This window comes from Streptomyces asiaticus (assembly GCF_018138715.1).
GTDB lineage: Bacteria > Actinomycetota > Actinomycetes > Streptomycetales > Streptomycetaceae > Streptomyces > Streptomyces asiaticus.
The window spans coordinates 7,050,655-7,063,305 of record NZ_JAGSHX010000006.1 but is presented as its reverse complement, the minus strand read 5'-3'; the positions used below and the strand labels follow the sequence as shown (position 1 = coordinate 7,063,305).

General features: G+C 68.7%; 9 protein-coding genes and 2 rRNA genes. 2 read left to right on the top strand and 9 right to left on the bottom strand.

All coding sequences use genetic code 11. The features are described from left to right. Positions 1–7 precede the first annotated feature (7 nt). Positions 8–418: a hypothetical protein gene (locus KHP12_RS53550; protein ID WP_244203557.1), complete on the bottom strand. Its 411-nt coding sequence runs from the start codon at positions 416–418 to the stop codon at positions 8–10. A gap of 77 nt (positions 419–495) precedes the next feature. On the opposite strand from KHP12_RS53550, the gene KHP12_RS37985 reads away from it, so the two are divergent. Further along, the gene (locus tag KHP12_RS37985; protein WP_086886607.1) at positions 496–843 is read left to right on the top strand and encodes a sterol-binding protein; all 348 of its coding nucleotides are present in this window, start codon (positions 496–498) and stop codon (positions 841–843) included. Positions 844–986: 143 nt separating this feature from the next. Here KHP12_RS37985 and KHP12_RS37980 read toward each other — a convergent pair whose 3' ends face one another. The 4 genes from KHP12_RS37980 to KHP12_RS37965 all read right to left on the bottom strand — a co-directional run bounded on the left by KHP12_RS37980 (position 987) and on the right by KHP12_RS37965 (position 5,278). After that, positions 987–1,880 (bottom strand): ABC transporter ATP-binding protein, encoded by an 894-nt coding sequence (locus KHP12_RS37980; RefSeq protein WP_211834182.1) that lies wholly within the window; start codon positions 1,878–1,880, stop codon positions 987–989. Between the two features lie 56 nt (positions 1,881–1,936). After that, a complete protein-coding gene (locus KHP12_RS37975; RefSeq protein ID WP_086886537.1) occupies positions 1,937–3,001 on the bottom strand; it encodes a FecCD family ABC transporter permease in 1,065 nt (354 codons plus the stop codon). After that, positions 2,998–4,047, bottom strand: a complete 1,050-nt coding sequence (locus tag KHP12_RS37970; RefSeq protein WP_086886538.1) for a FecCD family ABC transporter permease — start codon at positions 4,045–4,047, stop codon at positions 2,998–3,000. The genes KHP12_RS37975 and KHP12_RS37970 overlap by 4 nt, the downstream gene beginning before the upstream one ends. A 193-nt stretch (positions 4,048–4,240) precedes the next feature. Next, complete coding sequence (locus KHP12_RS37965; protein ID WP_210609146.1) at positions 4,241–5,278, bottom strand: HAD hydrolase-like protein; 1,038 nt, start codon at positions 5,276–5,278, stop codon at positions 4,241–4,243. A 76-nt stretch (positions 5,279–5,354) separates the two neighbouring features. Here KHP12_RS37965 and KHP12_RS37960 point away from each other — a divergent pair, with 76 nt between their 5' ends. Next, a complete protein-coding gene (locus KHP12_RS37960; protein WP_086885127.1) occupies positions 5,355–6,770 on the top strand; it encodes a DUF1015 family protein in 1,416 nt (471 codons plus the stop codon). Positions 6,771–6,840: 70 nt separating this feature from the next. On the opposite strand, the gene KHP12_RS37955 is transcribed toward KHP12_RS37960, so the two are convergent. The 4 genes from KHP12_RS37955 to KHP12_RS37940 all read right to left on the bottom strand — a co-directional run bounded on the left by KHP12_RS37955 (position 6,841) and on the right by KHP12_RS37940 (position 12,449). Next, positions 6,841–7,719: a tetratricopeptide repeat protein gene (locus KHP12_RS37955; RefSeq protein WP_308017061.1), complete on the bottom strand. Its 879-nt coding sequence runs from the start codon at positions 7,717–7,719 to the stop codon at positions 6,841–6,843. Then, positions 7,704–8,849 (bottom strand): hypothetical protein, encoded by a 1,146-nt coding sequence (locus tag KHP12_RS53545; RefSeq protein WP_211835034.1) that lies wholly within the window; start codon positions 8,847–8,849, stop codon positions 7,704–7,706. Before KHP12_RS53545 ends, KHP12_RS37955 begins: the two co-directional genes overlap by 16 nt. Positions 8,850–9,098: 249 nt before the next feature. Further along, positions 9,099–9,215, bottom strand: a 5S ribosomal RNA gene (gene rrf, locus KHP12_RS37945). A gap of 110 nt (positions 9,216–9,325) precedes the next feature. Further along, positions 9,326–12,449: ribosomal RNA gene (locus KHP12_RS37940) — 23S ribosomal RNA — on the bottom strand. Between the last annotated feature and the right edge of the window lie 202 nt (positions 12,450–12,651).

Below are 12,651 nucleotides of genomic sequence, written 5' to 3'. Positions count from 1 at the left end.
AGGTCGTTTACGTAGCGGACGGGGGCCGCTGGCCGGGCGGCGGTGGTGCTGGCCGCCGGTCGAGTGCGGTCAGCGTGTCGCGCAGGCCCTGGTGGACATCCTCGTACACCTCCAGATGTCCGCTCGTCCCGAGGTGGTCGGCGTCGGCCAGCCGGGCCAGCCGGGCGTCCACCTCGGCGACGCCGGTGGGCGTACGGTCCACGCCGAGCGGGGCCGGATCGGCGGGGCCGGGCGGCTCCGGCACGGCCGCGGGCACCGGCTCCGGCGCGACGCCCTCGGCCTCTCCAGCCACCCGCTCCGGCGCGATGTCCTCGGCACCCTCGGCACCCTCGGCCCCTCCGGCCACCCGCTCCGGCGCGGCCTCCCGGGCCTCCTCGGCCGCGGGACCGGGCTGGGGGCCGGGCCGCCCGGCCGGCATCGGCTCACTCATGGCCCCGACGCTACCGCGAATCCCTCGTTCTCCGACGTACGAGACCTGGGGTAACGTCGTCCGCGATGGCGACCTTGGAACAGTGCCGCAGCGCACTCGACAAACTGGCGGAGAGCCTCGCGACCGCGAACGGGGACCTTCGCAGCGCTGCCGCGCTCGATCGCTCGGTCAGCTGCTGGATCACCGACCTGGACACCACCTTCATCGGCCGTCTCGTGGACAGCCGGATCGAGGATGTGACGACCGAGTCGGGCCCCCCGGCCGAGCGTGCGCAGATCCGGCTGGCGATGACCGGCGACGATCTGGTGGCCCTGGTCGACGGCGAGCTGCACTTCGCGAGGGCGTGGGGCGCCGGGCGGATCAAGCTCGAGGCCGGGCTGCGCGACCTGCTGCGGCTGCGGAAGCTGCTCTAGGCAAGCGTCCCCGCCCCGTCCAGGGCAAGCCCCACCGCCCCGTCCAGGGCAAGCGCCACCACCCCGTCCAGGCAAGCGCCACCCCGAGCCCTGCCCCACCCCGAGCCCCGCTCCGGACCGGACGCCCCAGCCCGGGCCGCCCCTCAGGACTCGCTCACCGCGGCGCCCGCCAGCGGCGCCGCCACCCGTGCCGTACGGGACCGGCGGGCGGCCGGGATGACCAGCGGCGTCCCCGTCTCCGGGTCGTCGATCACCTGGCAGCGCAGCCCGAAGACCCGCTCCACCAGCTCCACCGTGACCACGTCCCCCGGCGCCCCCTCCGCGACGACCTCCCCGCCCCGCATCGCGATCAGATGGGTGGCGTAGCGGGCGGCGTGGTTCAGGTCGTGCAGCACCGCGACGAGGGTGCGGCCCTGCTCCTCGTGGAGCTGGGCGCACAGATCCAGCACATCGATCTGGTGCTGGATGTCCAGATAGGTCGTGGGCTCGTCGAGGAGCAGCAGCGGGGTCTGCTGGGCGATGGCCATCGCGATCCACACCCGCTGGCGCTGGCCGCCGGACAATTCGTCGACATAGCGATCCGCGAGCTCCGCCACCCCGGTCGCCGCCATCGATTCGTCGACGATCCGCTCGTCCGTCTCCGACCACTGCCGCAGCAGCCCCTGGTGCGGATAGCGGCCGCGAGCGACCAGGTCGGCGACGGTGATCCCGTCCGGGGCGATCGAGGACTGGGGCAGCAGCCCGAGGGTGCGGGCGACCTTCTTGGCGGGCAGCGAGCCGATCGACTGCCCGTCCAGCAGCACCGATCCGGCCGTCGGCTTGAGCATCCGGGACAGGGCGCGCAGCAGGGTCGACTTCCCACAGGCGTTGGGCCCGACGATGACCGTGAAGGAGTGGTCCGGGATGGTCACGGACAGCTCCTCGGCGACCGTGCGCCGGTCGTAGGCGAGGGTCAGCCCCTCCGCCATGAGCCGCTGCCGCTGGTCCTGGGTGCCACTCGTGCTGGAAGCCACGGTCTGCCGGGTCTCCTTGTCCATGTCGTCTTCCGTCCGGGTCGTGTCCACAGTTTCCGTCCGGGTCGTGTCCACACTCGTCATATCCGCCCCGCCCTGCGCTCGGTCACCAGCAGCCACAGCAGATAGGCGCCGCCCAGCATCCCGGTGAGCACTCCCACCGGCAGCTGATCGGCCCCGAAGGCGCGCTGGGCGGCCCAGTCGGCGGTGACCAGCAGCGCGGCACCCATCCAGGCCGCGGGGAGCAGGTTCGGACCGGGCGAGCGGGTGAGCCTGCGGGCCAGCTGCGGGGCGACGAGCGCCACGAAGGCGACGGGCCCGGCGGCGGCCGTGGCGGACGCGACCAGCAGCACGGCCGCGCCCATCAGCACCATCCGGGTCCGCTCCACCCGCACCCCGAGGGCGTAGGCGCTGTCGTCGCCCATCTCCAGCATCCGCAGGTTCCGCGCCTGCCCGAGGGCCACGGGCATGAGCACCGCGCAGACGGCCAGCAGCGGCCAGACCTGGTCCCAGTCGCGGCCGTTCAGCGAACCGGTCAGCCACATCACCGCACGGGCCGCGTCCTCCTGGTGGGCCTGGGTGAGCAGATAGCCGTTGACGGCGGTGAACGTGGCGGAGGTACCGATGCCCACGAGGACCAGCCGATAGCCGTGGACGCCCTGCCGCCAGGCCAGCGCGTAGACGGCGAGCCCGGTCAGCACCCCGCCGAGGACGGCTCCGGTGGCGACCACCCCCGGATCGCCCTTGACCAGCACGATGGCCGTGAGCGCCCCGGCCGCCGCCCCCTGGCCGAGGCCGATCACATCCGGACTGCCCAGCGGATTGCGGGAGATGGACTGGAAGATCGCCCCGCCCAGCCCCAAGGCCGCGCCGACCAGCAGCCCCACCAGCACCCGCGGCAGCCGCAGTTCGTTGACGATGAAGTCCTGGGCCACGGTGCCGTTGCCGAACAGCGTGCGCACCACATCGGCGGGGGCGATGGGGAAGTCGCCGGTGCCGATCAGTACGACGCCCATCACCAGCGCCACGGCGATCAGCAGCAGCCCCACGACCGCGCCGCGGACGTCCAGGCGCAGCGAGAGACCGGCGGTGCGCAGCGTGACCCCGCGCGTCCCGGACTTGGCGGTGCGCTTGCTCGCGTTCACAGTTGGGCCATCCTTCGGCGACGTACGAGGTAGATGAAGAGGGGCCCGCCGATGAAGGTGGTGACGACGCCGACCTGGAGCTCCGCGGGCCGGGTGACCAACCGCCCGATCACATCGGCGCCCAGCAGCAGTACGGGCGAGAGCACCGCGGCGTACGGCAGGATCCAGCGCATATCGGGCCCGGTGAGCGCGCGGACCAGATGCGGCACGATCAGCCCGACGAACGCGATCGGCCCGCAGGCGGCGGTCGCGGCCCCGCACAGCAGGGTGACCGCGATCATCGAGAGCGCCCGGGTGCGGTTGAGGTTGCTGCCGAGCGCGCGGGCGGTGTCGTCGCCGAGCGCCACGGCGTTCAGCGAGCGGCCCAGCAGCACCGCCAGTACGACGCCGACCAGGAGGAACGGGGCCACCTGCCGGACCACCGTCATATTGGCGGAGGCGAGCGAACCCACCGTCCAGAAGCGCATCTTGTCGAGCGCCGCGGTGTCCAGCAGCTCCACGGCGTTGACATATCCGTAGAGCGCCGCGTACACCGCCATCCCGGCGAGCGCGAGCCGCACCGGGGTGGCGCTCCGGCTGCCGCCGAGCGCGTACACCAGCACGGACACGACGGCGGTGCCGAGGAAGGCGAACCACACATAGCCGGTGAGGGAGGTGACGCCGAGGAAGCTGATGGCCGAGACGACGGCGGCGGACGCGCCCGCGTTCAGCCCCAGCAGCCCGGGGTCGGCGAGCGGGTTCCGGGTGAGGGCCTGGATGACCGCGCCCGCGAGGCCGAGGCCGACACCGACGAGCAGCCCGAGGATGGTGCGCGGCAGCCGTACGTCCCGGATCACCACGTCGGTGTCACTGCCGGTGTAGTGGAACAGCCCATGCCACACCTGGTCCAGCGGAATCGGTTTGGCGCCGATCGCGATGGACGCCGCGGCGATCGCCAGCAGCACGCCCAGGGAGACGACCAATCCGGTCGCACGGCGCGCGGTGCGCCGCCGGGGCGGCGCGCTCGCTGTCTCGGTCCCGGCTTTCGCCGGACTGACCAGGGTCACGCGGAACTCCACCTCACAGCACGGCCGATCAGGACTCAGGTTAAGTTAGGTTACCCTAAGTCCCGCTGGCCGCATCCATGCGGGCTGCCCGGAGCGCCAGTTCGGCCTCACGGCCCGGTCGGACCGGAACCGCAGCCGCGTCGGCCGAAGTCCCAGCCCCCGTCGGCCCAGCCCCTCAGCCGGGTCCGCCGGCTCACAACCCCAGCCGGGCCAGAGCCTTCCCCGCGTCCGCGCCGCTCACGCCGTCCCCCGCCTCGGACCACGCCGCCGCGCACAGCACCCGCAGCCCGTCCAGCGGCTCCTCGCCCCCGCCCTCCAGCACCAGCGCGCCGTTCTCGACCCACGCCGCCCAGCCCCCGCACCGGAAGCCGCCCGACTCCCCGTCCCGCTCCACCTCCGGCTGCGAGGTGAGCAGCCCCCGCAAGTCGCGGTCCACATACGTCGGCCGGTGCCCGGGCTCGGCGGCCAACAGCTGTGCGGGCGTGGTCACCCCGGTCAGCACCAGCAGCGAGTCCACCCCGCCCGCGTACGCGCCCTCGATATCGGTGTCCAGCCGGTCCCCGACCACCAGCGGCCGCCGGGCGCCGGTCCGCAGGATCGTCTCCCGGTGCATCGGCGGCAGCGGCTTCCCGGCGGCCTGCGGGGACGTGCCCGTCACGATGCGTACGACCTCCACCGCCGCGCCGTTGCCCGGGGCGATGCCCCGTCCGCTGGGGATCGTCAGGTCCAGGTTGGAGGCGAACCACGGCACCCCGCGCGCCACCGCGTACCCCGCCTCCATCAGCCGCGCCCAGGGCATGTCCGGCCCGCCGTACCCCTGCGCCACCGCCGCCGGGTCGTCGTCGGCCGAGTCCACCGGCGTCAGCCCGCGCTCGCGCAACGCCACCCGCAGCCCCTCCCCGCCGATCACCAGCACCCGCGCCCCCTTCGGCAGCTGCTCGGAGATCAGCCGGGCGACCGCCTGGGCGGAGGTGATCACATCGTCGGGGGTGGCGGGCATCCCGAGCCGGGTCAGATGCTCGGCCACCGCCTCCGGCGTCCGCAGCGCGTTGTTGGTCACATACGCCAGCCGCATCCCGCCGTCCCGCGCGGTGACCAGCGACTCCACGGCATGGTCAATGGCCTCGCCACCCGCGTACACCACCCCGTCGAGGTCCAGCAGAGCCGTGTCGTACGCCTCGTTCAGCGACTGCCGGCTCGACTCGGGCCGGGTGCGGACGGGCTGGTTCATGGGGGCCACTCCTCGCAGATCTGTGCGCTTCTCCCCCGATCATCGCGTATCACCGCGCGGGGCATAACATTCACTGATGAGCATTCCAGGGCCTGGCGGACAAGGTCTTCAGCTCACCCCCTTCCGGGGGCTGCGCTATGTCGCGGAGCGGGTCGGCAGTCTCGCCGCCGTCACCTCACCGCCCTACGACGTGGTGGTCAGGCCCGAGGGCCTGCGCGAGCTGGAGACGGCAGACCCGTACAACATCGTCCGGCTGATCCTGCCGCAGGCCGGGACCCCGGAGGCCCGCCACCGTCAGGCCGCCGAGACACTGCGCCGCTGGCAGGCGGACGGAGTGCTCGCCCCGGACCCCGAACCCGCGCTCTACGTCTACGAGCAGCGCGACGGCCCGACCCTCCAGCGGGGGCTGATCGGCGCGCTGCGGCTGAGCCCCCGCGAGGAGGGCATCGTTCTCCCCCACGAGGAGGTCATGCCGCATGTCGTCGAGGACCGAGCCGATCTGATGCGCGCCACCGCCGCCCATCTGGAGCCGCTGCTGCTCGCGTACCGCGGCAACGGGAACGGGACTTCGGGAAACGGGGCTTCGGGACAAGGGGCTTCGGGACAAGGGGCTTCGGGAAACGGGGCCTCAGGGAACGGAGCCGCCGAACAGGGCACCGGCGGGGCGGCGCGGGTCATCGAACGCACCATCCTGCGCGAGCCGTTGCTCTCCACGACCACCGAGGACGGCGTCGACCACCATCTGTGGCGGGTCACGAACCCCGCCGACCTCGTGGAGGTCTCCACCGACCTCCGCCACCACCAGGCCCTCATCGCCGACGGCCACCACCGCTGGGCCACCTATCTGCGGCTGCGCGAGGAGCGACGGGAGCCCGGCCCCTGGGACTTCGGGCTCGTCCTGCTCGTCGACACCGCTCGCTATCCCCTCCGGGTCCGGGCCATCCACCGGCTGCTCCGGGGGCTGCCCCCGGACGAGGCGCTTCCGGCGGTGCGGCGTGCCTTCCGGGTGCGGACGGTCGACGGCCCGCTGCCGCGCGCCCTGGAGACGCTCGCCGAGGCCGCCGAGGCGGCGCGCGCCGAAGCCACCGAGGCGGCGCGCGCCGAGCCCGGCGCGCCGAACGCCTTCCTGCTGGCCGGGGACGGCCGCTTCCACCTCTTGGACCGGCCGGACCCGGAGCTGCTGGCCCGTACGGTCCCCGACGGGCGCCCGGAGGCATGGCGGACGCTGGACGCGACGGTGCTCCACCACACCCTGCTGGATCATCTGTGGAACGTCCCGGACACGCCCGAGCACATCGGCTACCTCCACGACTCGGCGGCGGCCGTCGAGCAGGCGGAGCGGCTGGGCGGCACGGCGGTGCTGATGCATCCGGTGCGCGAGGACGTCGTGCATGAGCTGGCGCGGCAGGGCATCGTGATGCCGCACAAGTCGACGTCCTTCGGGCCGAAACCGGCGACGGGGCTGGTGCTGCGGAGCCTGACGCTGGGCTGAGTCCTTCGGGGGCGGATATGCGAAGGGGGCGGGATCCCGGTCCGGGATCCCGCCCCCTCATGTCATGGCATCAGCGGTCGTCGCCGTCCTCGTCGGGCCCGGCTGCCCGGCCCTCGGACGTGGCCTCGGCCACCGGCTCGACGTCCTTGGCGTCCTCGGGCTCGGCCTCGACCATGTCCTCGTCGGACAGGAGCTCGTCGACGTCCGGCTCCTCGACCTCCGACTCGTCCGCCTCCGACTCCTCCGCCGTCGACTCCTCGACGAGCTGGGAGGCATCGCCGTCCGCCGCCTCCTCGGGGTCCGCCGTCTCCTCGGGGTCGAGGGCGTCCACGAACTCGACTCCGTCCAGCTCGGCGAGCCGGTCCGACGCATCCGTGCTCCCGCTCTGATCCGCCTCGAGCGCCTTGGCGAACCACTCACGGGCCTCGTCCTCGCGGCCCACCGCCAGCAACGCGTCGGCGTACGCGTAGCGCAGCCGGGCGGTCCAGGGCTGGATGGAGTTCGAGGCCAACTCCGGGCTCTGCAAGGTGACCACGGCGGCGTCGGCCTGACCCATGTCGCGCCGGGCGCCGGCGGCCACCATCCGCATCTCGACCTGACCAGCCCGGTCCAGCTTCTGCACCTCCGGCTCACCGGCCATGGCCAGCGCCCGCTCGGGACGGCCCATGCCGCGCTCACAGTCGGCCATCACCGGCCACAGCTCGGAGTTGCCGGTCATCCGGCGCGCGGCACGGAACTCCGCGAGCGCCTCGGCGTACTTCCCGACGGCGTACGAGGCGAAGCCCGCGGCCTCGCGCACGGCGGCCACCCGGGAGGCGAGCCGCAGGGCGACGCGCGAGTACTGGTACGCCCGCTCGGGTTCGTCGTCCAGCAGCTTGGCCACCATGACGAGGTTCTTCGCGACGTCCTCGGCGAGGGTCTTCGGCAGGCTCATCAGCTCCTGCCGCACACCCTTGTCGATCTCCTCGCCGGTGACGTCATCGGGGATCGGCAGCCGCTTGATCGGCTCGCGGTCGCGGTCCCTGCCACGCTCGTCACGGCGCCCATAGCCGCCGGTGCGGTCGTCACGGCGCTGGAACCCACCGCCGCCACCGGAGCGCCGGTCGTCGCGACCCCGCCCCTGACCGTACGGACGACGCGGCCCGCGGTCGTCCCGACCACCCCGGAAACCACCGTCGCGGTCATCACGGCGAGGCCCACGCGGCCGCTCGTCACGGCGGTCATCCCGACGATCGTCCCGGCGCTCGTCCCGCCGGAACCCGCTGCGGTCGTCATCACGGCGGTACGAAGGCCGCTCGTCCCGACGATCGTCCCGCCGGAACCCACCACGGTCATCGTCACGCCGGTGCGAAGGCCGCTCGTCCCGCCGGTCATCCCGCCGGAATCCACCACGGTCATCGTCACGCCGGTGCGAAGGCCGCTCGTCCCGCCGGTCATCCCGCCGGAACCCGCTGCGGTCGTCATCACGGCGGTACGAGGGCCGCTCATCACGCCGGTCGTCACGGCGGAAGCCACCACGGTCGTCATCACGCCGGTACGAGGACCGCTCGTCACGGCGCTCGTAGCCGCCGCCTCGGCCGCCACGGTCACGATCGCGGTCATCGCGGCGGAACCCACCACGGTCGTCACGACGATCGTCGCGGCGCTCATCCCGGCGGTCATCGCGCCGGTAGCCCCCGCGATCATCGTCCCGGCGGAAGCCCGGCCGCTCGTCACGGTCCCGGCGGAAACCGCCAGGGCGGGAGCCGCCGTCGCGGTCATCGCGGCGAGGCCCATGCGGCCGCTCGTCACGACGATCGTCCCGGCGGTCATCACGACGGTCATCCCGCCGGTCGTCCCGTCGCTCGTATCGCCCGGCGGGGCGGCCACCCCGGTCATCGCGACGCCCATAGCCGCCGGGGCGGCCTCCGCGTTCATCGTCCCGACGCGGGCCACGCGACCGGTCGTCCCGGCGATCATCACGGCGCTCGTCCCGCCGGTCATCGCGGCGGAAGCCACCACGGTCGTCATCACGGCGGAACCCGCCACGGTCATCATCGCGACGCGGCCCGCGCGGCCGCTCATCGCGGCGGTTGTCACGCCGGAAACCACCACGACCGTCGTCGCGGCGCGGCCCGGAGCCGCGGGCCTCCCGCCGGTCGCCGGCGTCCTGGCGCCGCGGCTCGCGGCCCGACCGGTCGTCGGGAGAGTTGGTGGACATCGGCGTGACTCCTGTCTTCATGTACTTCAGCCATTGTCCCGCATCGGTCACACCGATGCGGGCCCAGCAAAAACAAAAGGACCCTTGGTCCCAGCATGCACGCTGGGACCAAGGGTCCTTCAAAGATTGTTCGGCGGCGTCCTACTCTCCCACAGGGTCCCCCCTGCAGTACCATCGGCGCTGAAAGGCTTAGCTTCCGGGTTCGGAATGTAACCGGGCGTTTCCCTAACGCAATGACCACCGAAACCCTATCGGGTTCTAGCGAACAAGCACACTCTTCAATTAATTAAAGTGGAACTGATTCACCGGTGCGACTGTTCGCAACCCGGGAACCACACAGTGGACGCGAGCATCTGAGGACAAGCCCTCGGCCTATTAGTACCAGTCAACTCCACCGGTCACCCGGCTTCCATATCTGGCCTATCAACCCAGTCGTCTACTGGGAGCCTTAACCCATCAAGTGGGTGGGAGCCCTCATCTCGAAGCAGGCTTCCCGCTTAGATGCTTTCAGCGGTTATCCCTCCCGAACGTAGCCAACCAGCCATGCCCTTGGCAGAACAACTGGCACACCAGAGGTTCGTCCGTCCCGGTCCTCTCGTACTAGGGACAGCCCTTCTCAAGACTCCTACGCGCACAGCGGATAGGGACCGAACTGTCTCACGACGTTCTAAACCCAGCTCGCGTACCGCTTTAATGGGCGAACAGCCCAACCCTTGGGACCGACTCCAGCCCCAGGATGCGACGAGCCGACATCGAGGTGCCAAACCATCCCGTCGATATGGACTCTTGGGGAAGATCAGCCTGTTATCCCCGGGGTACCTTTTATCCGTTGAGCGACGGCGCTTCCACAAGCCACCGCCGGATCACTAGTCCCGACTTTCGTCCCTGCTCGACCCGTCGGTCTCACAGTCAAGCTCCCTTGTGCACTTACACTCAACACCTGATTGCCAACCAGGCTGAGGGAACCTTTGGGCGCCTCCGTTACCCTTTAGGAGGCAACCGCCCCAGTTAAACTACCCACCAGACACTGTCCCTGATCCGGATCACGGACCCAGGTTAGACATCCAGCACGACCAGAGTGGTATTTCAACAACGACTCCCCCTGAACTGGCGTCCAGAGTTCACAGTCTCCCACCTATCCTACACAAGCCGAACCGAACACCAATATCAAGCTGTAGTAAAGGTCCCGGGGTCTTTCCGTCCTGCTGCGCGAAACGAGCATCTTTACTCGCAATGCAATTTCACCGGGCCTATGGTTGAGACAGTCGAGAAGTCGTTACGCCATTCGTGCAGGTCGGAACTTACCCGACAAGGAATTTCGCTACCTTAGGATGGTTATAGTTACCACCGCCGTTTACTGGCGCTTAAGTTCTCAGCTTCGCGGGATCGAAATCCCACTAACCGGTCCCCTTAACGTTCCAGCACCGGGCAGGCGTCAGTCCGTATACATCGCCTTACGGCTTCGCACGGACCTGTGTTTTTAGTAAACAGTCGCTTCTCGCTGGTCTCTGCGGCCACCACCAGCTCACACCGCAAGGGTGATCACCAGCAATGGCCCCCCTTCTCCCGAAGTTACGGGGGCATTTTGCCGAGTTCCTTAACCATAGTTCACCCGAACGCCTCGGTATTCTCTACCTGACCACCTGAGTCGGTTTAGGGTACGGGCCGCCATGAAACTCGCTAGAGGCTTTTCTCGACAGCATAGGATCATCCACTTCACCACAATCGGCTCGGCATCAGGTCTCACCCTTAAATGAGGGACGGATTTACCTACCCCTCGGGCTACACCCTTACCCCGGGACAACCACCGCCCGGGCTGGACTACCTTCCTGCGTCACCCCATCACTTACCTACTACCACCTTGGACCGGCGGCTCCACCACTCCCCTCAACTCCGAAGAGATCAGGGCGGCTTCACGGCCTTAGCATCAGAGGATTCGATACTGGGCGTTTCAAAGCGGGTACCGGAATATCAACCGGTTGTCCATCGACTACGCCTGTCGGCCTCGCCTTAGGTCCCGACTTACCCTGGGCAGATCAGCTTGACCCAGGAACCCTTAGTCAATCGGCGCACACGTTTCTCACGTGTGTATCGCTACTCATGCCTGCATTCTCACTCGTGAACCATCCACAACTCGCTTACACGGCTGCTTCACCCGGCACACGACGCTCCCCTACCCATCACAGCCCCCGTTAGAGGTATATGCTGCAATGACACGACTTCGGCGGTACGCTTGAGCCCCGCTACATTGTCGGCGCGGAATCACTTGACCAGTGAGCTATTACGCACTCTTTCAAGGATGGCTGCTTCTAAGCCAACCTCCTGGTTGTCTCTGCGACTCCACATCCTTTCCCACTTAGCGTACGCTTAGGGGCCTTAGTCGATGCTCTGGGCTGTTTCCCTCTCGACCATGGAGCTTATCCCCCACAGTCTCACTGCCGCGCTCTCACTTACCGGCATTCGGAGTTTGGCTAAGGTCAGTAACCCGGTAGGGCCCATCGCCTATCCAGTGCTCTACCTCCGGCAAGAAACACACGACGCTGCACCTAAATGCATTTCGGGGAGAACCAGCTATCACGGAGTTTGATTGGCCTTTCACCCCTAACCACAGGTCATCCCCCAGGTTTTCAACCCTGGTGGGTTCGGTCCTCCACGAAGTCTTACCTCCGCTTCAACCTGCCCATGGCTAGATCACTCCGCTTCGGGTCTTGAGCGCGCTACTATGTCGCCCTATTCGGACTCGCTTTCGCTACGGCTTCCCCACACGGGTTAACCTCGCAACACACCGCAAACTCGCAGGCTCATTCTTCAAAAGGCACGCAGTCACGACCGTGCTCCGAAGAACACGGCGACGCTCCCACGGCTTGTAGGCACACGGTTTCAGGTACTATTTCACTCCGCTCCCGCGGTACTTTTCACCATTCCCTCACGGTACTATCCGCTATCGGTCACCAGGGAATATTTAGGCTTAGCGGGTGGTCCCGCCAGATTCACACGGGATTTCTCGGGCCCCGTGCTACTTGGGTATCGCACAAGCAAGTTGCTGACGTTTCAGCTACGGGGGTCTTACCCTCTACGCCGGGCCTTTCGCATGCCCTTCGCCTACATCAACAATTTCTGACTCACCCAGCCGCCGGCAGACGACTGAAGTACGAACCCACAACCCCGTATGCGCAACCCCTGCCGGGTATCACACACATACGGTTTGGCCTCATCCGGTTTCGCTCGCCACTACTCCCGGAATCACGGTTGTTTTCTCTTCCTGCGGGTACTGAGATGTTTCACTTCCCCGCGTTCCCTCCACATACCCTATGTGTTCAGGTATGGGTGACAGCCCATGACGACTGCCGGGTTTCCCCATTCGGACACCCCCGGATCAAAGCTCGGTTGACAGCTCCCCGGGGCCTATCGCGGCCTCCCACGTCCTTCATCGGTTCCTGGTGCCAAGGCATCCACCGTGCGCCCTTAAAAACTTGGCCACAGATGCTCGCGTCCACTGTGCAGTTCTCAAGCAACGACCAGTCGCCCACCACCTACATGGACTCCGGCCTGTCGAGGGGATTCATTCCCTCAGACACCCAACAGCGTGCCCGACACCATCCGCCTGCTTGCTCTGTGTTCCACGCCGAAGCAGTACTAACAGAGGAAGCATCCGAAACAATGCCGAGTAGTCAACGTTCC